This window comes from Ammoniphilus soli, from assembly GCF_040813775.1.
The window spans coordinates 367,668-393,182 of sequence record NZ_JBEGDL010000002.1; the positions used below are offsets into that span (position 1 = coordinate 367,668).

At 43.4% G+C, this 25,515-nt stretch carries 21 protein-coding genes and 1 pseudogene; 14 read left to right on the forward strand and 8 right to left on the reverse strand.

Annotated features, from left to right (window positions below; translation table 11 throughout):
• Nucleotides 1-55 precede the first annotated feature (55 nt).
• Nucleotides 56-1,921 (forward strand): CocE/NonD family hydrolase, encoded by a 1,866-nt coding sequence (locus ABLT31_RS06570; RefSeq protein WP_367749904.1) that lies wholly within the window; start codon nt 56-58, stop codon nt 1,919-1,921.
• Nucleotides 1,922-1,985: 64 nt separating this feature from the next.
• Here ABLT31_RS06570 and ABLT31_RS06575 read toward each other — a convergent pair whose 3' ends face one another.
• From ABLT31_RS06575 to ABLT31_RS06585, 3 genes are all read right to left on the reverse strand, one after another.
• Nucleotides 1,986-2,162: a hypothetical protein gene (locus ABLT31_RS06575; protein ID WP_367749906.1), complete on the reverse strand. Its 177-nt coding sequence runs from the start codon at nt 2,160-2,162 to the stop codon at nt 1,986-1,988.
• Nucleotides 2,163-2,382: 220 nt separating this feature from the next.
• Nucleotides 2,383-3,774 (reverse strand): threonine synthase, encoded by a 1,392-nt coding sequence (thrC, locus tag ABLT31_RS06580; protein WP_367749908.1) that lies wholly within the window; start codon nt 3,772-3,774, stop codon nt 2,383-2,385.
• 187 nt (nt 3,775-3,961) lie between these two features.
• Complete coding sequence (locus tag ABLT31_RS06585; RefSeq protein ID WP_367749910.1) at nt 3,962-5,182, reverse strand: CynX/NimT family MFS transporter; 1,221 nt, start codon at nt 5,180-5,182, stop codon at nt 3,962-3,964.
• A 198-nt stretch (nt 5,183-5,380) separates the two neighbouring features.
• Between ABLT31_RS06585 and ABLT31_RS06590 the strand changes: the two are divergent.
• Together ABLT31_RS06590 and ABLT31_RS06595 are read left to right on the forward strand one after the other, a co-directional pair.
• Nucleotides 5,381-5,953: pseudogene (locus tag ABLT31_RS06590) on the forward strand (peptide-methionine (S)-S-oxide reductase); the annotation flags it as partial.
• A 328-nt stretch (nt 5,954-6,281) separates the two neighbouring features.
• Complete coding sequence (locus ABLT31_RS06595) at nt 6,282-6,422, forward strand: hypothetical protein (protein ID WP_367749912.1); 141 nt, start codon at nt 6,282-6,284, stop codon at nt 6,420-6,422.
• A gap of 28 nt (nt 6,423-6,450) precedes the next feature.
• Here the strand turns inward: ABLT31_RS06595 and ABLT31_RS06600 are convergent, their stop codons facing one another.
• Entirely contained in the window at nt 6,451-7,353 is a 903-nt protein-coding gene (locus tag ABLT31_RS06600) for a LysR family transcriptional regulator (RefSeq protein ID WP_367749914.1), read from the reverse strand.
• Nucleotides 7,354-7,545: 192 nt separating this feature from the next.
• On the opposite strand from ABLT31_RS06600, the gene allB reads away from it, so the two are divergent.
• From allB to ABLT31_RS06635, 7 genes are all read left to right on the forward strand, one after another.
• The gene (gene allB / locus ABLT31_RS06605; protein ID WP_367749916.1) at nt 7,546-8,943 is read left to right on the forward strand and encodes an allantoinase AllB; all 1,398 of its coding nucleotides are present in this window, start codon (nt 7,546-7,548) and stop codon (nt 8,941-8,943) included.
• A gap of 431 nt (nt 8,944-9,374) precedes the next feature.
• Nucleotides 9,375-10,142 (forward strand): enoyl-CoA hydratase/isomerase family protein, encoded by a 768-nt coding sequence (locus tag ABLT31_RS06610; protein ID WP_367749918.1) that lies wholly within the window; start codon nt 9,375-9,377, stop codon nt 10,140-10,142.
• A gap of 116 nt (nt 10,143-10,258) precedes the next feature.
• Complete coding sequence (madL, locus tag ABLT31_RS06615; protein WP_367749920.1) at nt 10,259-10,660, forward strand: malonate transporter subunit MadL; 402 nt, start codon at nt 10,259-10,261, stop codon at nt 10,658-10,660.
• Nucleotides 10,660-11,421 carry a malonate transporter subunit MadM gene (gene madM / locus ABLT31_RS06620; protein ID WP_367749922.1) on the forward strand — a complete coding sequence of 254 codons (762 nt, stop codon included), beginning with the start codon at nt 10,660-10,662 and terminating at the stop codon, nt 11,419-11,421. Before madL ends, madM begins: the two co-directional genes overlap by 1 nt.
• A gap of 31 nt (nt 11,422-11,452) precedes the next feature.
• A complete protein-coding gene (locus ABLT31_RS06625) occupies nt 11,453-12,661 on the forward strand; it encodes a CaiB/BaiF CoA transferase family protein (RefSeq protein ID WP_367749924.1) in 1,209 nt (402 codons plus the stop codon).
• A gap of 145 nt (nt 12,662-12,806) precedes the next feature.
• On the forward strand, nt 12,807-13,457 hold the full coding sequence (locus ABLT31_RS06630; protein ID WP_367749926.1) for a GntR family transcriptional regulator: 651 nt from the start codon (nt 12,807-12,809) through the stop codon (nt 13,455-13,457).
• A 362-nt stretch (nt 13,458-13,819) separates the two neighbouring features.
• On the forward strand, nt 13,820-14,311 hold the full coding sequence (locus tag ABLT31_RS06635) for a hypothetical protein (RefSeq protein ID WP_367749927.1): 492 nt from the start codon (nt 13,820-13,822) through the stop codon (nt 14,309-14,311).
• A gap of 114 nt (nt 14,312-14,425) precedes the next feature.
• Here ABLT31_RS06635 and ABLT31_RS06640 read toward each other — a convergent pair whose 3' ends face one another.
• Entirely contained in the window at nt 14,426-15,241 is an 816-nt protein-coding gene (locus ABLT31_RS06640; protein WP_367749929.1) for a helix-turn-helix domain-containing protein, read from the reverse strand.
• Between the two features lie 187 nt (nt 15,242-15,428).
• On the opposite strand from ABLT31_RS06640, the gene ABLT31_RS06645 reads away from it, so the two are divergent.
• The 3 genes from ABLT31_RS06645 to ABLT31_RS06655 all read left to right on the forward strand — a co-directional run bounded on the left by ABLT31_RS06645 (nt 15,429) and on the right by ABLT31_RS06655 (nt 19,417).
• The gene (locus ABLT31_RS06645) at nt 15,429-17,360 is read left to right on the forward strand and encodes a primary-amine oxidase (protein ID WP_367749931.1); all 1,932 of its coding nucleotides are present in this window, start codon (nt 15,429-15,431) and stop codon (nt 17,358-17,360) included.
• A gap of 80 nt (nt 17,361-17,440) precedes the next feature.
• Nucleotides 17,441-18,016 (forward strand): hypothetical protein, encoded by a 576-nt coding sequence (locus tag ABLT31_RS06650; RefSeq protein ID WP_367749932.1) that lies wholly within the window; start codon nt 17,441-17,443, stop codon nt 18,014-18,016.
• 129 nt (nt 18,017-18,145) lie between these two features.
• A complete protein-coding gene (locus ABLT31_RS06655) occupies nt 18,146-19,417 on the forward strand; it encodes an ammonium transporter (RefSeq protein WP_367750245.1) in 1,272 nt (423 codons plus the stop codon).
• 49 nt (nt 19,418-19,466) lie between these two features.
• Here the strand turns inward: ABLT31_RS06655 and ABLT31_RS06660 are convergent, their stop codons facing one another.
• From ABLT31_RS06660 to ABLT31_RS06670, 3 genes are read right to left on the reverse strand one after another with little or no spacing between them, the layout of a single operon-like run.
• Nucleotides 19,467-21,110, reverse strand: a complete 1,644-nt coding sequence (locus ABLT31_RS06660) for a response regulator (protein WP_367749934.1) — start codon at nt 21,108-21,110, stop codon at nt 19,467-19,469.
• Entirely contained in the window at nt 21,064-21,924 is an 861-nt protein-coding gene (locus tag ABLT31_RS06665; protein ID WP_367749936.1) for a CheR family methyltransferase, read from the reverse strand. The genes ABLT31_RS06660 and ABLT31_RS06665 overlap by 47 nt, the downstream gene beginning before the upstream one ends.
• Nucleotides 21,925-21,935: 11 nt before the next feature.
• Entirely contained in the window at nt 21,936-24,635 is a 2,700-nt protein-coding gene (locus tag ABLT31_RS06670) for an ATP-binding protein (protein WP_367749938.1), read from the reverse strand.
• 664 nt (nt 24,636-25,299) lie between these two features.
• On the opposite strand from ABLT31_RS06670, the gene ABLT31_RS06675 reads away from it, so the two are divergent.
• Complete coding sequence (locus ABLT31_RS06675) at nt 25,300-25,452, forward strand: hypothetical protein (RefSeq protein WP_367749940.1); 153 nt, start codon at nt 25,300-25,302, stop codon at nt 25,450-25,452.
• The last annotated feature ends 63 nt before the right edge of the window (nt 25,453-25,515 follow it).

Here is a 25,515-nt window from a genome sequence, read left to right on the forward strand (position 1 = left end):
TGTCTCTATAATTGTATAGACCGTTGAATTCACGATCATGCAAGGAGGAGAGCAGATGAGATTTCTGGAAAGTCATAAGTGGCTCAACTATATATTGTTCGTGACGCTTATAGTGACTTGTATTTTTCCTTCCGCTACCCTTTACGCAGAAGTGGGAGAAAATCAGGATATTCTTATTGAAGATGTTTGGATTCCAATGAGAGATGGCATAAAACTTGCGGCCAAAGTGTACAGGCCAAAAGCACCAGGGAAATACCCTGTTCTTCTTACGCGGACACCGTATCAAAGCGGTGCTTTTCAAAAAAATAAAGATGGAACAACCCGACTGGGTGACTCCAAATCCTACGGATTGAAGTTTCCCAAGTACGGATACGCGGTGGTTGTTCAAGATGCGAGAGGGAGATTTCATTCGGAGGGGGACCCGCGTCCGTTCATGAATGCCGCTGAAGACGGGGAGGATACCCTCACATGGATTTCTCAGCAAGAATGGAGCAATGCAAAGGTTGGGATGTTTGGCATCTCCGCTAAAGGGATCAACCAAACACTCATGTTGGATTCGGATTCACCTTACTTGAAGGCCATGTTCATTATGGCTGCACCTGCCAAAATGTATGAAGAAACGTTGTTCCAAGGCGGTGCTTATCGCCAGGAGTTAGCTCAAGTATGGAGAGCAGGTCAAAATGTAGCGGATACCGGAAAGAAATTCGGCCGTTCCAGCCCCGAATATCAAGCGGTTTCTAGAGCCTGGAGCGATCTCCCTGGTCCGGATGGCTTATTCTGGTATTTGCCGCTCCGTGAATTCCCAACGTTAAGCAAGAATTATAAATCAGGTGCCCCAGATTATAATCTGGACTTTAAGCATTATATTAAAGATGGATTTTTCGATGATATGGATATTACATTGAAATATAAGAATAGTACTATCCCTGCTTACCATGTGGGAGGCTGGTATGATGTGTTCCGCGAAGGAACAATTAAAAACTTTGCTGGTCTTCAAAAGCATGGAGCTAAGGGCGCACGGGGAAACCAAAAGCTTTTAATGGGACCCTGGCATCACCAAAACATGGGTAACAGCAAGCTGATTGATGGGGATGAAGTAAGCATCTCCGGTGAAATGAAGCGATGGTTTGACTATTGGCTAAAAGGGATCGATAATGGCATTATGGACGAGAAGCCTGTACGCTATTTCAATATGGGAAACAATCAATGGCAGCAGGCGGATGCTTGGCCGATTCCGGCTACAAAAACAAAAGTCTATTTCCATAGCGGAGGCAAAGGAACAACCGCATCGGATTCCTTAAATAATGGAAGATTGACGTGGGCAAAGCCGAAATCGATGGAAAAATCTGATGCCTACACCTATGATCCGAAGAATCCGACCCTTACCATAGGCGGCCAATTGCTGTTCTCCAGCATGAACATCCAAGGGAAAAGCGGAATGCCAGGTCCCAAAGACCAGAGGGAAGCGGAAAAAGGAAACCTTACGTATACCACCCCAATTTTGACCAAGGATGTTGCCGTCACAGGAAAAATAACGGCTACGGTATATGCATCATCAGATCGGAAAGATACAGACTTCGTAGTCCGCTTGACCGATGTGGATCCTGATGGTTCATCTGATCTTATTACAGATGGGATTATTAGAGCCCGTTTCCGGGATGGGCAGCATCATGAAGTTTTTATGGAGCCCGGTCGCATCTACCGTTTTGAAATAGATTTAGGAAATACTAGCCATACCTTCAAGAAAGGCCACCGTGTGCGCGTAGCAGTGGCAAGCAGCAATTTCCCGCGCTTTGACCGGAATGCCAATACAGGGAATCCCATCGGGACCGATCAAGAACAAGATTTGTTAGTAGCCAGAAACACGATTTATCATAATGAAGTTTATCCTTCCCACATTTCTTTACCTGTCGTTAATTAAATGCTAACCCTATAAAAAAAAGATAGCGCGGTTCAAGCACCGTGTTATCTTTTTTTTATATAAATTAAATTCTGATATCAATGATTTTTCCTAATACGGGGTCCGGGATATTTGGTTGCTGCTTAGTGGAGACGGGAGAACTGCCATTCCTCTTTGGACGCTGTACAGCTTTAGGTTCAATGGGATGAACCTTCGATAGCAAATCCCAGATATTTGGTACATAGCTTACTGGTGGTATCATTTCAATGGTCCTCCTTGTCTGATTTATGAACGATCAGCTTATTTAGGAAACCATTCGAAATGTGGACAGGATATCTGTCCGCTAAATTCCACTTTGTCCACAAAATGGTAATATGGAACTAGTATTAGGAAATAGGAAGCAGCTACTCCTTAAAGGAAAAGCAGCCAATCTCTCTGCGAGTTGGCTGCTTATTTTTAGTTGGCTATTGGGATACTTAACATTAACTAAAGAATCTCTCAAGCTCACGGGCTATCTCATCATTGTCTGCATCTACAATTTTCTGAACCTGAGGCTTATCGAAGAGTTGTTTAATTTCTTCTGGATAGGTTTGTTCGATATCGCAGCGTTCAATGGATTCGTTAAACTTGGCCGGGTGGGCGGTCGCAAGAGTCACGCACACCTCATCGGATTCATTGCATTTCTCGTAGGCTGCAATTCCGCAGGCTGTATGCGGATCAAGTAAATAATCGGACTCTTTATAGTACTTGCTGATGGTAGATAAACATTGGTCTCCCATAACGCCGTAGGCCGCAAAATCTTCTTTTACCTTATCAAGAAGGTCATTGCTTATTGTAATCTTTCCATCTTTCTTGAATGTTTCCATAAGTGAAGATACCATCTCTGAATCCTCACCAACCAAATAGTAAAGATAGCGTTCGAAATTGCTTGCCACTTGGATATCCATTGAAGGACTATAAGTACTGTGGAATTGTCCCGGCATATAGACGCCTTCTTGGACAAAGCGTTCCAAAATGTTGTTTTCATTCGTAGCAAGGATAAGCTTTCCGATGGGAAGGCCCATTCTTTTGGCAAGGTAACCCGCAAAGATGTCCCCAAAGTTTCCGGTCGGAACACTGAAATTCACGCTCTTGCCCGCTGCTTGGTCTTTGACTCGGAAATAAGCATAGAAATAATAAACGGTTTGGGCTAAAATCCGGGCAAAATTGATCGAGTTGATAGCCCGAAGATGATATTTGTTTTTGAAATCCACATCCGCGAACAATTCTTTAATAATTCTCTGACAATCATCAAACGTTCCGTGAACAGAAAGATTTAAAACATTTTCATCTTGAACCGTAGTCATTTGCAATTCCTGTACTTTGCTGACCTTTTGATGAGGGTGCAAGATGCAGATGCGAATGCCTTCTTTGGATCTTACGCCTTCGATCGCCGATGCCCCTGTATCCCCTGAGGTAGCTCCGAGAATATGAATGATTTTGTTTTCCTTTTTGGAAATATACGAATACAAATTACCCAAAAACTGCAAGGCAATATCTTTGAATGCGAAGGTAGGTCCGTGGAACAGTTCCATCACATACAAATTGTCGTTAATTTTTCGAACTGGCGTCACTTCAGGATCACGGAAGGTGGAGTAGCTTTCCTTAATGAGTTCCTTCAGGTCGTTTTGCGGAATCTCATCATTGGTAAAATAGGAGAAAACTTCATATGCCAATTCCTGATAGGACAGCTTTTCCATTTCCTTGAGCTTTGATGCAGGGATTTGTGGGATATGACTAGGGATCAAAAGCCCTCCGTCATCGGCTAGTCCCATTAAAACGGTATCTACAAATCCAATCTTTTGTATCTTGCCTCGTGTGCTAATAAATTCCATGGTTGTCTCCTTATTAGTTCCTTAAAATGATTTATAAAAAAACATGTGCATCAAGAGGTGAATGGCGATACTCGCCATTGCTGCTTGATTGTGTTCACTGAAATGTATCACGATTAGTGACTTTCGGATCAGAATAATCTTAATACAAAATTATTAGGTTATCAATCTTTAAGTATTGTCCGACGGATCAGGCGGCTTTTTCTCTTTGTTCCTGCGACACTTTGACATTGCGCCCTGCACCAAGTCCAGCCAAAAATTGAAGTAGGCTTGCCGCAAGGAGGAAGAGCAGGGAAACGATCCAGGAGTCGGTGAGATCATGGAAAAGACCGAATAACACAGGCCCTATGGCTGCAAGCAGATAGCCAATGGATTGAGCCATCCCTGATAATTCTGCTGCCTCTCTGGCATTTGATGTACGCAGTCCAAACATGGTGAGGGCTAGGCTAATGCTTGCTCCTTGACCAAGTCCGATCACCAGGATAGATAGCTTAATCAAAGATGCTCCTCCATAGATCAGTCCAGCATAGCCGATCAAGAAGAGAAGCCCTGTTATCGCAACTATTCCTCGTTGGTGAGGAAGACGCCCAGCCAGCAATGGGACGATGAAGGTGACGGGAAGACTGACAAATTGCATGATCGAAAGCATCAGGCCTGCAGTAGCAAGACTAATCCCCCTGTCGTGCAGCACTTCAGGAAGCCAGGCAATCGTTGAGTAAAAACCGATGGACTGCAGTCCCATAAAAAAGGTGACCTGCCATGAAACCTTAGAAAACCATAGATTTAATTCGCTGCCTGTGCTTCCTTGCTGGGTTAGCTGACGGCGTGAGCGCACCAGAGGGAGCCAAACGGCAACGGCCATTAGTGTAAGTATTCCCCAAATCAGTAAGGCATTTCTCCAGCCTAAACCAAGTCCCTGTGAAATCGGGATACTAACCCCAGATGCAATCGCTGCCCAAATGCTCATGGACATCGTATAAATTCCAGTCAATAATCCAACGCGATGGGGAAAATCTCTTTTGATCAGGCTGGGAAGCAATACATTCCCGATAGCGATTGCTAGTCCAATCAGGGCCGTCCCTATGAATAATAGCGGCAGAGACGGTACGGATCGGAGAAAGATACCCAAACACAATAATAGCAAGCTGGAAAAAAGAATCCTTTCTATACCAAACAGACGAGCCAGCTTGGGTGCAAGTAGGGAAAGGGCAGCAAAAGCTAGCAGCGGTAGGGTCGTAAGCATCCCTGCGGACGAATTGGACAAGTGCGTCTCGTCGATAATAGAACCTATAAGCGGCCCAAGAGCAGTGATCGGTGCTCGAAGATTGGAAGCGACGAAGATGATTCCAGCAACTAAGAGAATGGTTTCCATCTGTGATCGGTGGGTTTCCATGCTGATATTTTGTTTCATAAAAAATCCTTCCTTCTTCGCTCCTCTATAATAGTTTAGGAACTTTCATTCCTATTATTATAAACTATTAAATAGGAAATAAGGGACTTGGTCAACCTAACTATAAGGAGGGAATACATGATATCTGCGAAGTATTTTACCAAAACGGTTCGTCAGATAGAGACGGCAACCTTTGCTATGGGCTGATTCTGGGGCCCTGATGCCCGGTTCGGGCATCTTCCCGGTGTGATCCGCACTCGCGTGGGCTACGCTGGCGGTTCGATCCCCAGCCCTACCTATCGAAAGATGGGAGACCATTCGGAAACGGTTGAAATGGAGTATGACCCTAATCAAATAACTTTTAATGAACTATTGGACCTCTTTTGGAGCAACCACAACTCGCTTCGACAGGACCGATCCAGACAATACCGATCCATTCTTTTTATTCATAACTCCTCCCAAGAAGAGCAAGCACTAATAAAAAAAACGGAGTGGGAACAAACCTTGGGCGGAGAGATCCAGACAGAAATGATGCAGTATGCAGGCTTTTTTATAGCAGAGGATTATCATCAAAAATACTATTTGAAAAAATTCAAAGCGGCTACACAAACATTAATCAGCCTGTATCCCAATCACGCGGATTTTGTTCAATCAACCTTAACAGCCCGGTTAAATGGATTTGTTCGGGGATTTGGAACATGGGAAGGGCTTAAAAGGGAGGTTAAGGATTGGGGACTGCCATTTGCGGATGAAAAGGCAGTTATTGAAGTCTTGGTTTCGCTCCGTTGGTAACGAAGAGAGGCTGTCCTGACAGTTGGTTCATCCAGATACCTTAATGGAAAAACTCCACTTATGTCTTAAAATGAAGAAAAGATTAAGGGGATAGTTGGAAAAAGTCCACTTATCATCGATAAAACGATCCAAAACCGAGTCTTTATCGTGATTAGCCAGGGGAATTTCCAACTATCTCATCTGAAATCTCATAAATTTTTATTGTACGTGGAGAATTTCCAGTTATACTATTGGCTCCACCTAAACTTAACTACTTTTGAGACCAAGTTGGCGGCTACCTCTTGTTAGGTATATCTAACAACCTAGTTACTGGAACAAAATCTATCCCTTGTTTACGAAGCGTAGGTTTGAGCCTGCGGCTGTGGATCCGACGCGCAAGCTGTCAAGAGGAGCGATAGACATAAGCAAAGCCATGGACGGAAACGTTGGTTCATTTTATACATCCTCCAAATTAACCGATATGGATTAATTTTTCCATGGCTGCCTGGTTTATTCCATTATTGATATTGCTCGAGCATTGAGAAAAACTTTTTGACAAACTGATAAAAGCGCATTTCAGATGGCGCCAAGTCTCGGTTCTTGGGCGTGATGATGCCTACGTTCCGTCTCACCTGCGGGGCATCGATTGGGATTTTTGAGGTAAAGCGAGGGGTGGCGTCGTAAAATGTGCTTTCTGGCAAAAGCGTTACTCCGATGCCCGCTGACACAAGACCTTTTAGGGCATCCATGTCTTCTCCCTCTGACGCGATGTTGGGCAAAAAGCCAGCTTGCTCACATGCCTCTACCACAATTTTTTGCAAAATATACCCTTTAGGAAATAATACGAAGGGATCATCCTGCAATTCAATAAGCGACAAGCTCTTCCGGTCAGACAACGGATGGTCCGCGGGGACAAGTGCAGAGAAGCTTTCGGTAAATAAAATATCTGCTTCAATGTCCGGTGCTTTTTTCGGAACAGGTCCAATGAAAGCCAAGTTTATCTCTCCATTTTTGACCGCATCCATCAGATAGGAGTAGGAGCCCTGACGCAAGTGAAAGGAAACGTTCGGGTGCTCTGCTTTATAAGCAGATACGACAGTGGGCAGCAAATAGCTGGCTAGGCTTGTCGGATAGCCAATCTTAATCGTTCCATGTTCAGGATCAAGGTATTCGTCAATCTGCTCCTTAGCAAAATCAATCGCTTTAATGGCTGTTTTCGTATGGATTAAAAAAATTTTCCCGATGGGCGTTAGCTTTACATTTCTCCCTATTCTTTCAAATAAAGTGACCCCCAGCTCCGCTTCCAGTTTCGAAATCTGCAGGCTGATGGCTGATTGTGCGACTTGAAGATGTTCAGCCGCTTCTGATACATGTTCCCGCTCGGCGACTTCCATAAAATATCTTAATTGACGCAGCTCCATTCTCTTCCCTCTCTCTATTCATCTTGATACAAGAACAATTTTATCTAAATTATATATAGTTTATATTAATACGAAACCATGGAATAAACAATGAGATAAATATTAGGAAGGAAAACAAATATCAGGATTTCATTGCGTTATGGATCACATGATGTAATAATGACTAATAGCAAACGGAAAGGTGGAAATAAAATGAAGTGGGATCATGTCATTCGCAACGGCGTTCTTGTGTCTCCACAGAACATGTTTGAAGCTGATGTATACATAAAGGATGGTAAAATTGCAGCCATTTCCAAGGAACGATTAGAGGGGGAAGCCAGGGAAGAAACTGATGCAAAGGGCCTTTATGTCCTCCCTGGTCTAATGGATACGCATATTCACTCCCGCGATCCGGGACCAACTTATAAAGAGGATTTTTTTACGTCTACGCAAGCCGCGGCAGCAGGCGGAATTACTACCGTCTTTGAAATGCCAAATACAAAGAGGACGGTTAACAGTGTTGAAAACTTTCATGCACAGATTGAAAACTTAACCCCGAAAGCTCATGTCGACTTTGGATTATGGGCCATCTGCTTGGGTAAGCTTAATCTTCACCATATTCAAAGCCTGAATGAAGCTGGCGTTATCGGGTTCAAATTCTTCTGGGGGTATGCGATCAACAGCCAGACGTTTGAATTAGCCTATAATTACACGCCGGGTATGCCGGATGTCATTCCACCGCTGCATGATGGAGAAGTCTACCTCATTTTCGATGAAGTGGCTAAAACGGGGAAAATCTTTGCGATTCATGCGGAAAACAATGATCTGATTCAGTCTTTAACCGAAAAAGTCCTAGAAAGCGGCCGTACGGATTATAATGCGTTCTTGGAAGGCAGACCCCCATTGGCGGAAACCGTCACCGTATCCACTGGAATCGCTTTTGCTAAATCAACCGGAGCTAGGCTTCATATCCTCCATGTAAGTGCCGGGGGCTCTGTCGATGTCATTGAACAGGCCCAGCGGGAGGGGCTGCCAATCACAGCTGAAACCTGCCCGCAATATCTGTTCCTAAGTAACGAGGATTACGACCGTGTGGGACCTATGATGAAGATCTATCCGCCCATTAAGTATCGGGAAGATCAAGAACGCATTTGGAAAGGAATTCAAGACGGGGTACTCACCGTAGTTTGTTCCGATCATGCTCCACATACCATTGAAGAGAAGACAGGGGATTTATGGTCGATTCCAGCAGGTATGGTTGGCGTCGAAACCATGGTGCCTCTTTTATTGAATGCCGTATCGGAAGGAAAACTAACTCTCCAGCAAGTTGTGGCGCTTTGCTCTGAAAATCCAGCAAAACAATATGGAATCTACCCGCAAAAGGGATCTTTAGCGATTGGAACCGATGCCGACTTCACCATCGTCGACATGGAAAAAAAAGTAACCATTAGAAAGGAAAATCTGCATAGTCGTTCCCAAAATACCGGATATGAGGGAGTAGAGGTTACAGGTTATCCCGTTGCAACCATCGTGAGGGGACAAACCGTCATGAAAAACGGAGAAATCGTTTCTCCTCCGATCGGACAAGTGGTTCTGTCGCCTAGCAAATAAATGAAGTTTAGATAGAAAAAAATGCCTTCCAGTTTTATCTGGAAGGCAAACACCAATCTCTCAACCCTGTACTGCTATGTACTTGGCTATTCCATTATATACCATGAATGGACTACTGTCATCTTACACTTATCAAATTGTGGATACCGTGGTATAATGTGGATAACTTCCTTGATACGGTTTATGTGAGAGTTAACTTGGCGTTCCCGTTCGGGAACGCCCTTTTGTATTGTATATTAACCTTAGTGTCGAAAAAGGAGTGAAAAGGTCGAAATATTTATAATTTATATTTGTGAGAAAATATTGACTAAAATCACCATTATTGGTATTATCAAATTGTCGACAATCGACTTTAATGAAAGAGGTGATCTACACGCCCTTGTGTTTGGTGCCAATAAGAAATACGTCAGTTAAGTGGAGGAGTGACCCTGATGCAAGTTCTTATTAAGAGAGTAGAGGATGGTAAAATAACTTTCCAGCAGACCTCTAAAATAGCCATTGTAACGCTGAACCGTTCAGCTTCCCGAAACGCTCTTAAAGCAGGTATGTGGAAAGAATTAGCTGAGATTGGTAAGCAAATAAGTCAGTCCAATAAGATCAAAGTGGTGATTTTGCGAGGGACTGCAGGCCAGTTTACGGCAGGATCGGATATTAAAGAATTCTCTGCAATGTCTCTTGGTGACGCTGATGCTGCGTTTCAAATGATGGAAGAAGCGATTTCTGCTTTTGAAAACCTTTCCATTCCAGTGATTGGTGCTATTGATGGCCCTGCCATGGGTGCCGGCTTCGTATTGTCTCTAGCATGTGACTTGCGTATCGGTACGGCTAACACAAGAATGGGAATTCCAGTAGGACGCCTCGGGATTACGCTAGGCCCCTCTTTCATGAGGCGAATCGTAAGAGAGATCGGTCCCAGCCGCGCAAAGGAACTGGTATACATAGGAAAAATATACCATGCCGAAGAAGCTTACCAAATCGGACTTCTGAATCAATTAGTGGAAAATGATCATTTAGATCGCACTGTCTTAAACTTGGCACATACGATCATGCGCCAGTCCACTGCATCTTTGAAAGCGGCAAAAAAGGCGGTTGAGCTATGTGAATGGCGGCCTGAAATTCCCTGGAGCTATGTTGATCCGACAGATTTTCCGGAAGGATGCCTTGCTTTTACTGAAAAGAGGAAACCAAAATTTAAATAAAAAAGATTAAATAAAAAATAGGGTGGCAGAAATTCTCTGCATTATCTTTTTTGCTTCTATTGTAAGCGGAATCATAACGAGCATAGCAAGGTGATTAAAGCTAGAGGTGATGAAAGTTGGTTATTTATGGAGTTGCTTTGCTATCGGGTTGCATGTTAGTCGGCATTTTTTTAGGGGATCTGCTGGGACAGATGGTTGGCGTCGATTCGAATGTCGGCGGAGTAGGGATCGCCATGTTAATGCTCGTTTTGCTTGTAGATTATTTAACTAAGAAAAAGAAACTAGCCGTGAAGTCGCAGGAAGGAATCGCGTTTTGGAGTGCAATGTATATTCCGATCGTGATCGCCATGACAGCAGGACAGAATGTCGTGGCGGCAGTCAAGGGGGGGCCTGTGGCCATCTTAGCCGGGGTGTTGGCAACTGTAGTCAGCTTTGCCTTGGTACCCGTTGTAGCTAAGATCGGATTGAAGAAAGAAGAAAATGCATTAAGCGAATGGAAGGAGGTCAAGGAGGCATAATGGAAGCTCTCATTGGAATTCTTGAAAAAAATGGTCTCATTACTGCCTTTGCCGTAGTTGGAATTACGATGTACCTGTCTTACATCATATCGGAAAAGCTGACCAAGGGAAGGATTCATGGATCAGCCATTGCGATTATTCTTGGGTTAATATTGGCCTATCTGGGCGGAATCACGACAGGAGGGAATAAGGGCCTGGCTGACCTGCAAATGTTTTCCGGAATCGGGTTGATGGGCGGAGGGATGCTTCGCGATTTGGCTATTGTTTCCACAGCCTTTGGGGCTAGCTTTGATGAAGTGAAGAAAGCGGGGATAAGCGGTGTCATCTCCTTGTTCTTGGGTGTTGTCGTCTCTTTCCTGGTTGGTGTCTTGGTCGCCTTCAGTTTCGGCTATACGGATGCCGTAAGCTTGACCACGATCGGAGCCGGAGCGGTTACTTATATTGTTGGACCAGTAACAGGAGCGGCGATCGGGGCCAGTTCGGAAGTCATGGCCTTAAGTATTGCTGCAGGTTTGGTCAAATCGATTCTAGTTATGGTGGGAACGCCATTCATTGCCAAATATATCGGCTTGGATAATCCTAGAAGCGCGATCGTATTCGGCGGTTTGATGGGCACGACAAGCGGTGTGGCCGGAGGGTTGGCTGCGACGGATCCCAAGCTGGTTCCTTATGGGGCAATGACGGCTACTTTCTATACTGGATTAGGATGTTTGATGGCTCCATCGATATTATTCTTGGCGACGAAGGCATTGTTTGGATAAAATCATACAAAAAAAGAGGAGAGGAAGAAAAATGGAAAAAGCTTTAGAAGGTGTACGCGTACTGGATTTGACGAGAGTATTAGCTGGTCCTTATGCATCAATGATTCTCGGCGATTTGGGAGCCGATATTATAAAAATCGAAAATACGCAAGGGGGAGATGATTCAAGAGGATTTGGCCCATTTGTCAATGGGGAGAGCGTTTACTTTATTAGTCTGAACCGAAATAAAAAGAGTTTATCCCTGAACCTGAAGACGGAAGAAGGCAAAGAAATTTTCCTTAAGCTTGTGAAGGATGCTGACATCGTTTTGGAAAATTTCCGTCCAGGAACCATGGAAAAACTCGGCCTAGGTTACGAGGAACTTGAAAAAATCAACCCTGGCCTTATTTACGCAGCAACTTCAGGCTTCGGTCATACGGGTCCCTACAGGGAAAAAGCAGCCTATGATTTGATTGTCCAGGGCATGGGGGGCATCATGAGCCTGACAGGGGATCCAGAGGGCCCTCCTACAAGAGTAGGGGCTTCCGTTGGTGACATTACATCCGGTTTATTCACTACGATCGGCATTCTAGCTGCTTTCAATAAGCGAAAGGAAACGGGAAAGGGACAAAAAGTGGATGTCTCCATGCTGGATTGCCAAGTGGCGATCTTGGAAAATGCCATTGCCCGTTATGCCGTCTCTGGTACTTCTCCTAAGCCAACGGGAAATCGCCACCCTTCCATTACGCCGTTTTCCGTTTTCAAAGCATCGGATGGCTATGTTATCGTGGCAGCTGGGAACGATACCCTTTGGAAGAAATGGTGCTCTACAGTTGGAAGAGCGGATTTGGCCGAGGATGCCCGCTTCAAAACAAACGGGAATCGAACCGATAACTGGGATGCGTTGGAGCCGATCATGAATGAAGTCATTAGCCACAAGCGAGTGGAAGAATGGTTGACGATCTTTGAGGAAGCGGGGATCCCGGCGAGCCCGATAAATGATGTGGAAAAAGTTGTAGAACACCCGCAAGTACAGGCGAGAGAGATGATTGTCCATCAGGAGCACCCGATAGCCGGACGAATCATGGTGCCCGGTATTCCTATTAAACTATCTAAAAATCCCGGTTCTATAGATGAACCTGCACCATTGCTTGGCCAGCATAATGAAATGATTCTAAGGCAACTTGGCTACACGGAAAAAGATATGGAGCGCTTTGAGGAAAAAGGAGTGATTGTGGGTAATAAAGCTTTAGTCAAATAGTCGACAATCGACAATAAATAGGTCAGACTTGCCTTAATTTATAAAAAGGGTGAGTCTGCCTTCTTTATTTTGTCTTAATAAAAATCCTTAGGTTCAAACGAATATGATATAATTGGGAATAATAGATCATTTGGAGGGTGAGACAATGGAAAAAAAGACCCTCGACAATCATGCGCTTCCCAACCTCATCAAGGAAAGCATCATTGATGAAATAATGCAAGGGAAAATAAAGTCTGGAGACAAATTGGTGGAAGCCAAATATTCGGACATGTTTGGAACAAGCAGAGCCCCTGTGCGGGAAGCCTTTTATTTGTTGAATTTAGAAGGGTATGTACAGAAGATCCCGAGAAGGGGTACGGTAGTAAAAGGCTTTACTGTTGAAGAGATGCGAGATATTTTAGAAATCAGGAATTTTCTGGAATTAATGTCCATAGATCGTATGAGTGGCGAAAGTCAGAGGGCTTGCCTTGAACAGATGGGAAGGATCATTCAGGAAATGGGAACAGAGGGATTGGACACAAAGGCCTATGCCAAATTAAATTATGATTTCCACTTTCAGCTGATTTTAGCCAGTCATAGTGAAATTATTCAGAATGCGTATTCTAGATTAGCTAGCCCGTTAATGTCGCTCCAAGCCATTGCTTTTATGAAAGACGAAGCGATCAGGATTTCCTTAAAAGAGCATAAGCAAATTGTCGCACTCTTGGCCGAAGAAAGGTTCGAAGAGGCGAAAGCATTGCTGAACTCCCATAATCAAGCTGTCTATCCAAGGGTTCGTGAAATGAAGGGAATATAATAAGGAGAAATTCTTGCTATTTCAGGAAAAGAGCAGATTCGGAATAAAATGCAGGAAAAAGGAGACTGTCCTCGATTAACTGCTAAGACCAATCTGAGATCTCAAAATAAGAAAGATTTTTTCCCCTATTTTGGTTCATGAGAGAAAATAGAGGGATTTAAGGGAAGAAATTACCATTATTCTAATGATGAGGCCATTTTTTTGAATGGTTTACCTAAATAAGAGAGAAAAATTCCCTTATTTGAATACTTTTAATGTATCTTTTTCAAATAAGGGAATATTTCTCCTTTATCTTTCTAATTAAGCCCTTAATCTCCGAGGTTTAAGCTCACTCGTTATTACAAGAATCAGGAGAGATGTTCATGTTTCAATTAACCGTTACAAACCTGGATTTTGATCCAGATTTGCAAATCATCCAAGGAGATGTTTGTTTAATTATCAATAATGACCAAGTAATCAATGAAACACAGTGTGTCGATATTGGACTTCCTTCTTTGGTAAGAAGTATCCTTGCTGACGTTCATCCTAACCGGTGGTCTCAACAATGGGAGGACATGCCTTTTTTCGTGTGCGGATGTGGGGACCCCGATTGTAAAGCCTACTCTTTTATCGTTCAACATCTATCGGAAGACAAGATAGAGATTATGGAGATTGAAGAAAGAGTAAACGGAGAGTATCGATTATATCAAAAATGGATCATTAGTAAGGCTGAATATGCCCAAGAGGTCCTACGTTTTGCGGAACAGTTCCTTTCGTTTGTGAAGCCATTGGACTATGTGCCATTTTTTCCTCAGAGTGTTAATACGATTAAAGAATTCATTGACGTTGTAAAAAGGCAACTAGCTATGGATTAATTCCTATTTTAGAGTAGTTCATCTGCTGATTTAATCAATTAATAGGAAAATGATAAAATCAGCGGACGTTCCTCCATTCTCCAGAATCTTTCTTCTCGCAGGTCCAATTCTAGATCAATTCAAATATTCCCTATATTGTTTTGGGGTAAAGTTGGCAAATTTTTTAAAACCTTTAATGAAACTCGGTTGATCATAGTACCCACTTTCATGAATGGCGTCAAGTAAAGTCGTTCCGTCGTATGTAAGGATTCTATGTAATGAGTTTTGAAATTTTACGATTTGGCAAAATTGCTTTGGCGAGAAACCAATATATTCCTCGAATTTCCTCCGTACATACTGTTCCGTATACCCTATATCTCTCGATAATTCCCCTATATTTATAGTTCCTTTCGTTAAATAGATCTTTTCCATCGCATAATCAATGATTCTCTGATCAAAGCCTGCTTCCTGTTGATTTTGATTTAAGAAGCTTTCAAAGAGTTGGATCCGGTCAGTGAAAGAACCGCTTGTTCCAATTTGTTCAATTATAGAAGAGTCGCACTTTAAAACATCAAGTAAAGGGATCTGCTGATCTACTAAATCCTTCATAGGAGATTCGAGTTTGAGTGCACTTTGTTCAGGGTAGAAACGTACGCCAAAATACTCGCAGCCAGGCAGGAGGTTGGGCTGCTTTCTACGTTGCGATGGACTCGTCCAAAGGATAGCCGAGGGAAAAACAGACTCGCAACAAAATAGGATATCAAAGCATCCGTCAGGAACAAGGGATAGGGAATCAACGGAATGCTTATTGGTGTTAAATTGGTAAAATAATGCAACATCCTTATTTACGTGGTCTTTTATTTTTTTTGCTTCTCTATAGAAATCTGTTGTGGATTGGATCTCGGGTTGAAAAGGAAAGTAATGGTTTTCGGTTGCTTTCTGTTGTTTCATAGTAATCATCCCTTTCTAATGTTCTAATATTGAGATTATTGCCTATTTTATAGTTGTTCTCTATAAAATTGTTAGGTTTTGTGACATACAAATAACATAGTTTCGTTTTTTACAATGAAAAAGGTAAAAAAGCGGATATATTTATCACAACGAAATCAATTTCATTCTTAAAGAGGAGGATTAGACAATGAGTACAACTGAAAAGATTCAGGTTTTCCATCCATTAGAGCCGTTAACTGTTGCGGAAATTCAAGAGGCCGTTTCCATTATCCGAGAAAAGAAAAATTTGGGTCCCAAAGTAAGGTTTGCTCAAGTAACGCTGAATGAGCCGTTAAAAGAAGTCGTATTAAACTTTAAAAAAGGAGATCCCATTGATCGTGAAGCTTTTATCATACTGTTAGACAATGCTACTGGTTTTACATATGAAGCGGTTGTGTCGATTACGAATGGGGAAGTAACGTCTTATGAATACATCCCTGATGTACAGCCCAGTTTCATGCTCGATGAGTTCGAGGAATGCGAGAGAGTGGTGAAGGAAAATCCGGAATACCAGGCTGCCTTGCTGAAACGCGGCATCACCGATCCAGATTTGGTTATGGTGGATCCCTGGTCGGCTGGATATTTCAATATTGAGGAAGACGAGGGGAAAAGGGTCGCCCGTGCCCTAGCCTGGGTACGAAAATTCCCCCATGACAATGGTTACGCTTATCCGCTAACCGGATTAGTGGCTGTGGTCGATTTAAACGCCATGGAAGTTCTGCGAGTCGAAGATTTCGCAGTGAAGCCTCTTCCGCCGACAGATGCAAATTATTCGCCGGATATTTCTGACTCGATTGAAGTGCGCAAGGATCTGAAGCCATTAGAGATTATCCAGCCGGAAGGCCCTAGCTTCAGTGTGGAAGGACATCGTATTCGCTGGCAGAAATGGGATTTCCGTTTCAGCTTCACTCCTCGCGAAGGCTTGGTTCTTCACACGATAGGCTATGAAGATAAAGGAAAAGTCCGTCCGGTGCTTTACCGTGCTTCTCTTGCGGAGATGGTGGTCCCTTATGCGGACGCTAGCCCAGCCCATAACCGGCAGAATGCTTTTGATGCCGGTGAGTACGGATTGGGACAATTGGCCAATTCCCTGACTTTGGGCTGCGACTGCCTTGGAGAAATCCGTTATTTCGATGCTGTAATGACTGATAGCCGCGGTAATGTGAAGACCATTCCTAATGCGATTTGCCTTCACGAGGAAGATTACGGCATTGCCTGGAAGCACACCGATTGGAGAACGGAAGAAGTGGAAGTGCGCCGCTCTCGTCGCCTTGTCATTTCCTTCTTTGCCACGGTAGCCAATTACGATTACGGGTTTTTCTGGTCCTTCTACCAGGATGGAACTTTGGAGTGTGAAGTGAAATTAACTGGGATGCTGAATACAGGTGCCTTGGAGGAGGGGGAAAAATCAAAATATGGAACCATGATTGCGCCGCAACTGAATGCGCCGTTCCATCAGCATTTCTTTAATTTCCGCCTGGATACCCAGTTGGATGGAATGAAGAACTCCGTACAGGAGATCAATACGGTAGCGGAAAAGGCAGGATCGGACAATCCTTATCATAATGCCTTCTATCCGGAAGTAACAACCTTTAAAACAGAAGAAGCAGCTCGTCGAATCATGAACCTTGAAACGCAGCGCACGTGGAAAATCATCAATCCGAATTCGCTTAATGCCGTTGGGCAGCCTGTCGGATACAAGATTATGACAGGAGAAAATTGCTTGCCGTTTGCTAGCGCTGATTCAAGCCTGATGAAGCGGGCAGCCTTCCTGAAACATCATTTATATGTAACTCAGTACGACCGTGAAGAGCTGTATGCTTCGGGGAAATATCCAAATCAGCATAAAGGGGGAGATGGCCTAAGCAAGTATGCAGAAGCCAACCGCAATATTGAGAATGAGGATATAGTTGTTTGGTATACAATGGGTCATCATCATATCACACGAACTGAGGATTGGCCGGTTATGCCGACGGCATACATCAGCTTTCAGTTAAAGCCCGTTGGATTCTTTGATCGGAACCCGGCGCTGGATCTGCCTCGCCCGAAACCTAAAAAGGCAACAAGTTGCCATTGCTAGAATTTATACCCAAAGCTGGGAGTCGGGATATTAGCATCCCGCTCCTTCTTATATTAATGCAAGATGGGAGGAGAAAACAAATGATCCTAGGTTCTTTGCTCATCATAGCTTATGTCGTTGTCTATATCCAGTTCGTTTATCCTAAAAGTAAGCATGTCCACTCCGTTACGGCTAAAATGGTTTCCATGAGCCTAGGAATGATCAATGGTTTAATGATGGGCTTGCTTTTAGGGCTCCTCTTTCAAGGGAGTTTAGCTGTATCTACGATAGTGGCTATCCTTATAGGATTTGGGATAGCGTATGCGATAGGAAAACCATTTGGCGTACATGGATTAGCGGAAGCTATTTCTGCAAGCCTTATGGGCAGCATGATGGGAGCGATGTTAGGGGAGATGTTGACTGTACCCATGCAAGCGGCATGGATGATGATGTTTATGGAAAGTCTTTATATTATTGCAATGAGTGCTGTAATTCTCATGGCTAACAGAATGGAAAGGAAGCGAGAGATATCTATTCAAGTCTCCAAGCCATCTTTCTCCTTCGTCATTGCCATGATTATTCCCCTTTTAATAACAGGAGCTATAAACCTCTATAGTATTAATCCTGCTTCTCACCCAGAAATGAACAGTCATGGAGTGCACCACCATACTCCTTAATATTTGGACTCATCTCATCTAATATCACGAAGAGGAGGAAAGTACAAAATGAGTAGAGTAGTTTTATTTGCTGCCATCTTTCTGGTCCTTTGCCCAATTAGTGCATTTGCTGCCGAAGCATCACCAGTCATTAACAGTGGAGATACGACATGGATGTTTGTTGCGACGGCTATAGTCATCTTCATGCATGTTCCCGGTCTTGCTCTCTTTTACGGGGGACTGGTTAGTGAACGTAATGTTGTGTCAACTATGATGCATAGTTTCGTCAGTCTCCTGATTGTTACCATCGTTTGGGTACTTTGGGGTTACAGTTTCACCTTCGGCACAGACATTGGAGGATTCATCGGGGGATTGGATTTCCTCGGGTTTAACAATGTAGGGGGAGAGGCGGCATTCGGGACTTTGACCATTCCTCACTCGATTTTCGCGATATTCCAAGGCGCTTTTGCAGCGATCACCGTGGCCATTATCTCCGGAGGTATTGCCGGAAGGATTGCCTTTCCGGCTTGGGTTCTCTTTTCTGGCTTGTGGGTTACCTTCATCTACGCCCCGATGGCTCACTGGGTATGGGGCGGGGGATGGCTATTCACCATGGGTGAACTTGATTTTGCAGGCGGTACAGTCGTCCATATTCTGTCCGGTGTAAGTGCCCTTACAGCAGCTTTAGTTATCGGTCCTAGATTTGAACATCTAAAAAAAGGCCATGCACCTCACAATATTGTCTTATTCTTAATTGGTGCAGCCACCCTTTGGTTCGGCTGGTTCGGATTTAATGCAGGAAGCGCACTTGCTGCCGGGGAAGTGACTTCACTCGCATTTGCCAATACACAAGTGGCAGCTGCTGCGGGCGGACTAGGATGGCTCTTGATAGAGTGGAAAATACGGAAAAGGCCAACACTTGTCGGGGCGGCGACGGGTGCCATTGCAGGACTCGTGGGGATTACACCTGCTGCCGGTTTCGTTACCGTACCTTCGGCTTTAATTATAGGTTTAGTCTCCGCACCTGTATGCTACTTCGGAATTAATTTTGTCAAGGGACGCTTAAAATATGATGACACACTGGATGCCTTCGGCATTCATGGTCTTGGAGGAATATGGGGAGCCATTGCTACTGGGATTTTCGCCACAAAGTCGGTAAATCCCGCAGGTAACAACGGACTTCTCTATGGCAACCCAGAACAGCTTCTTCATCAGTTAGTCGGTGTGGCTACAGCGATTGTCCTGGCAACGGCGGGAACTTATATTATTTTAAAAGTAATCAGCTTATTTACTCCATTGCGTGTGAGCAAAGAAGATGAACAAATGGGATTGGACTTAAGCTTCCATGAGGAGCCCGCTTATAATACAGAAACTCCTTTGCCCGCCCTTCACCAGCGCGCAGCGAAATCGGATGCCTCCTAAAGAAGAACGAAACCATCCAACCGTATATCGGCGGATGGTTTTTCATTGTCTATCTTTTAAAGCGAACAAAAAACGATGTCCCTTTCTCACTCGATTTAATATCAATAGTCGCATAATGACGATTGGCAATGCTATAGCAAATGGCTAAACCTAAGCCCGTACCCTTTTCTTTAGTTGTAAAGAAAGGGGTGCCGATTTTGCTAAGCCATTCTTCTTTAATCCCTGTACCTTCGTCAGTTACTTCTAAGACTACGGTTTCATTTTCCACATAGGTCCTTATGGTGAGTACTCCACCGGAGGGCATAGCCTCAATTCCGTTTAAGCTTAGATTTAATAGGAGTTGCCGTATTTCTTTCTCATCCAGATCGAGAGGAGGAAGCTTACCTAATTCAAGGGAAATATGCCTATCCAACAGTAATGCTTCAGCCTGTATCAAAGGGAAGAGGGAATCTATGATATCATTTAGATTTTGTACCTTTTTAGAATTTACCTTGTTTTTGGCTAAACTAAGAAATTCTGTAATGATAGCATTGGCTCGATCAAGTTCCTCTATCATGAGCTCAATAAATGGGGGAGAGAGGACTTCTTGACTATTCCTAGACATTTGCAGGAATCCTCGGACTGTGGTTAAAGGATTCCTCACTTCATGTGCGATCCCAGCTGCCATTTCACCAATAAGGTTAAGCTGATCAAGGCGCGCAATTTCTTTTTCTAACTTCTTCTTTTCTGTAATATCCGTAATGACATTAAGCAAGCAGGACTCACCTTGAATGTCAATGACTTCGGAAGAAAGTAAACCTTTTCGGGTTTCTCCATCTTTCGTTATATAGCTGATACTGGCGTTATGAATCGGTTTTTCCGCTTCCGGAAAATGAGGTAACGTTGCTGTTCCAGCATCCCCCGTAAGGTGAAGGTCACACTGATGGTTAATTACCTCATCATAAGAATAGCCCGTGAAATTTAACCAACTGGAATTCACATCAATGTATCTTTTGTCCTTTAGGGATTGAATGGAGATTAAGCAAGGGCTGGACTCGAAAACCTTGCGAAAATGCTCTCTGGACCGATGAAGATCCTCAGCTATGCTATTTTTCTCCAACACCTTTTGCTGGAGCTTCTCATTAGCAGATAAAAGATCGAGAGTTCTTTCTTCGACAAGCTTTTCCAGCCTTGAATACTGCTGTTTGCGTTCTTCCTCCAGCTCTTGTTTTCGCTGGATCTCACTTTGCTGTTTCATAAGTTCATGATTTTGGTAAATCTTGACGAACTCTGCAACCTTCAGTTTTAGCGTTTCGGGATGAAAAGGCTTGAAAATATAGTCAATGGCTCCGACCTTGTAACCACGAAGGACATGCTCGACTTCTTGACTTATGGCCGTGATGAAAATGATTGGGATATTTTTTGACTTTTCTCTTGACTTGATCAGTTTAGCAGTCTCAAATCCGTTTAATCCTGGCATTTGTACATCTAATAGAATAATAGCAAAGTCTTCCATAAGAACCCGCTTTAATGCTTCTTCACCTGAATTGGCACGAACCAAACGGTAATTGGGGGATAGAAGGACAGCCTCCAAGGCGATCAAATTTTCCGGTCGATCATCAACCATCAAAATGTTTACCGGTTTTTCCGCCTTAGAAGGTTCCGACTCAATTGATTTTTCGGTATATTTTATCAGCTGGTTGAAATTCTTCATATTTGTGACCATGGCTTGTATAGGCCACCCCCTCTCTAATACCCAATCCGAGAAATCCTGACAGACTCAGGCTCTCATAAATGAGATTGTGTACATGGTTTTGCAGCATTTTATTAAAGTAAATGAGAACGTTCCGGCATATAATAACGTGAAATTCGTTAAAGGAACGATCGGTGACTAAATTATGTTGGGCAAAGATTACGTTTTTCTTCAGGAAGGAATGGAACGAAACGTGTCCTTGCTCGGCCTTGTAGTATTCAGAAAACGCTCTAGTTCCTGCCGCACTCATATAATTCTTCGTATATTCTTGCATCCTGTCCAATGTAAAAATGCCTTGTTTGGCCTTTTCTAGTACGTATTGATTCATGTCGGTGGCATAGATTTTAGTTTTTTCATAGAGACCTTCCTCATGGAGCAGGATGGCCATAGAATACACCTCTTCTCCGGTAGCGCAACCGACGTGCCAGATCCGAATATACGGATGCGTTTTCAACTGGGGAACGACATGAGCTCGAAAAGCTCGAAAAAAGCTAGGATCCCGAAACATCTCCGTTACATTGATAGAAAAGTCAGCAATCAGTTTCTCCATCATGGCCGGTTGATGCAACACTCGTTCTAGCAGCGCTGAAATACTATTCAGCTTCTCAGAACGAACACGGTGCAAGATTCTGCGCTGAAGGAAGGGGTAAGCATAATTTCTAAAATCAAACCCATAGTAGCGAAAAATCCCTTCCAACAGCAACTCAATTTCAATTTTCTCCATTTCTTGTTGTTCACGAATGGACTTATTCAACTGGTTTTCTGCTATATTCATTGGTTTTCCACCTACTTATAAAGCCATACCCTCATCAGGGATAATAGTTGTTCCAAGTTGATAGGCTTACTAATATAATCAGATGCCCCTGCATCTATGCATTGTTCTCTGTCAGACTTCATCGCTTTCGCCGTTAGCGCAATAATGGGCAAGGATTGAAATTGCTGGATCTTGCGGATGTTCCGCATCGTATCAAAACCATCCATCTCAGGCATCATGATATCCATGAGGACCAAATGAGTGTCCGGATTTTCCTTTAGAGCCTTAATTCCCTCTTTGCCGTTTTCTGCAAATATCACTTCCATTTGGTAGCTTTCAAAGGCCGTTGTCAATGCAAAGATATTACGCATATCGTCATCCACGATCAAAACTTTCTTGCCAACCAATAAGGACTCCTTCATTGGACCCGAACCCACATCCACGACAGATTCCAAAAGCTGGGACGGTTCAGCTTCCATAATAGAGCTTGCAGCGGCTTCCTGGGTGAGAGTGCTCAACTCCTTCAGCCTCCAAGCATCATCGTGGATCGGTAAATATAAGGTAAAAGTGCTTCCTATTCCTTCTATGCTTTTGACTTCAATTCTACCTCCCAGCAATTGGGCAATTTCTCTGCTGATAGAGAGGCCGAGTCCTGTTCCGCCGTAATGGCGGCTGGTTGTCCCGTTAGCCTGTTGGAAGGCTTCAAAAATAATATTCAGCTTATTTTGCGGAATCCCTATTCCCGTATCGGAAACGGAGAAGGCTAGGGTTCCTTCCGACCTCCGTACCTGCATGCGAACATGACCTTGCTTGGTAAATTTAAAAGCATTAGATAACAAATTCTTTAGTATTTGCAATAAGCGATGCTTATCCGTATAGAACATGTCTGGCAAATCGGAAGCTAATTGAACGTTAAAAGCAATTCCCTTTTTGTTGGCGAGGGGAGTGAACTGACCTTCTATAAAGGATTGCACCTCTCTAACCTCTATTGATTCAGGAAAGACGTCCATTTTTCCTGCTTCCACTTTCGCTAAATCCAAAATGTCATTAATTAACAGAAGCAAATCATTGCCAGATGAAAAAATAGTTCGAGCAAATTCTACTTGCTTATCCGTAAGATTTCCTTCTTGGTTTTGGGCTAGCATTTGGGCTAGGATTAACAAGCTGTTAAGCGGCGTCCGCAGCTCATGGGACATATTGGCCAAAAACTCCGATTTATATTGAGAGCTTTGCGTTAATTGTTGAGCCTTTTCTTCAAGTACTAACCGTACTTTCTCTAGCTCTTGGCTTTTCTGCTGTGAATGCTCATATTGCTCTTCCAGCTCTTCATTGATCGTTCTTAGCTCTTCTTGCTGCATTTGAAGCTCTTCCGATTGCCGCTGCAATTCTTCTGTTAGCGCTTGCGACTCTTGAAGCAACCTCTCTACTTTCATATGATTCGTTATGCTGTGGATCGTGATGCCTACATTGGCCATTACCTCTTGCAGAACCATCTGGTGGAGAGGACAGAACGGTTCAAAAGAGGCCAATTCTATGACAGCTAATACTTCGCCTTCATATTCCGCAGGAAGAATGATAACAGCAGTAGGAGATGCGTTGCCCGTTCCGGATGAAATGGTGATATATCGGTCAGGCAGATGGGTAAGCTGGATAATGTGGTTCTCCAGCGCGCATTGTCCAACTAGCCCTTCTCCTAATTGAAATCTGTCCTTACCGATGTCTTGCCCCGTATCCGCGTAAGCAGCCATTTTATAAAGAGACGAATCACTTTCTTCCGTTCCTTTGATGTAGAATACCCCGTAACTGGCGCCCACCATCGGTGTAATCTTCGCGATGAACAGCTGTGCAAGGGTCTGCAAATCCTGAACTCCTGCATACATCGTTGCAATTTCAGCGACTTTTGTCTTCAACCAACTCTGCTGTTGCGCGGCTTCCATTAATTCTTTTTCCTGACGGGCATGCTGTTCTAGAGTAGTTGCCATAGCATTAAAGGCTTCGGCAATGGCGCCGATCTCATCCCTAACAGCGATTTCAATTCGCGGAAGCTTCTCCGTTTCCCCATAAGCGAAGCTTGACATCACAGAAGTCACTTTCCCTAAATTGCTAGAGATGCTGCGGATTAGCCAGATGCTTACTCCAATCGCAATGAGAAGCCAGACCACGATATAAATAGAGATGACTTTTACCGCAAACTGATAGGTTTCTTGAGACTTGTTCAGCGCTGCTTCCATGTCCTGTTCCTGAAAAGTTCGAAGCTCTTCAATCAAGACTTGCATTTGTTCCCGGACTTCTCTGCCGTCATACCACATAAACTCGATAGACCCTTGTGTCAAGTCTAGATTCAATTCATCAGATTTTGTTCTGATCTGGTTATAGTTTTGGCTTAGCGCTTTCAATTTTTGCACCAGTTCCCTTGATTTATCACTGGTATCCAATTGTTCGAGGGAAGATAGCGCCATGTTAGCGTTTAGGAGAGCTTTTTCCCTATTTTCTATCAATGTTTCCCGAAGCTCAGGAGGAGGATTGGCAGCCAAGCCTCTTGATTCTCTGCTGAAGACGTTTAGCTCATAGACGACGATGTTAGCCAGCCGCACCATCTCATAGCGTTCTTTTACTACATGATGCATATTTTGATTGAGCTGGCTTAGCATATTCAATAGCATCCATAAGAGAATGACGATGAGAGATAAAATAAAGCCCAAACCAACATATAGTTTTGTTTTGAATTTCATCTATTTTTCCTTTCGCGTTAATCTTATGATACTTAGTTATAATTTTTTATTATACTCGTTTTATGTACTAATACAATAAGCTTTGAGATGATAGTAATAGGTAAAAAACTTTGCCGTCATTGAAATTTATACTTTTTGAAATTGTGCCAAAACTGCTGCATCCATGCAGTTATTAGTTTATCGACCATTATTTATGACAGGGATCTATTTTTTATAAACCTCCCTGCCCCTATTCTTGAGGAGAGGGAGGGTACATCTATGCTACAATGGAAGACAGGATTGACAGAAACCGTTTTTTATTTCGCCAAAGTTGCATGAGTAACGGTTAGGTCTGCATCTGCAAACCCAGGTGTATCCTACACAGCGGCAACACCATACGCCGCCGACGTTTTGACTGATACTCGCTTTCTTAGTAGAAGAAAGACGAGTTTTCGGCGGATTGGGTGGCCTGCTTGTTTTGCTGACTTTCTGGGCTTTGCGGCATGATTTATAACCAGTATAAGATTTCATCTTAGCGCCCCTTTCAGAATCATTCTCTTAATTATCCTATTCGCTGAATGGATGGGTGGAGAGGGCGAATCGACCCTCGGCGAACAACCCTTTATTCATGAATATCTAGGCGCAAATTATACTGAAGGGCAATATATTCAATGGAGGATTTTATATGAATGCAAATATTCTGCTGTTTGGACTTATGATCCTGGCTAATCTTTATTTTGCAAGAAAGAAGCAAGGCCGGATGAGAATTGCCTTTTATTTTGCGGCAGCCTTGTGGGGGATTGTTGGTGCATTTATGATTATCCAAGGCCAATCGTAACAAGCGATTGGCCTGCTTTTTTGTGGCATGATTTTGAATTTTATTAATTCAAGATTGACCATT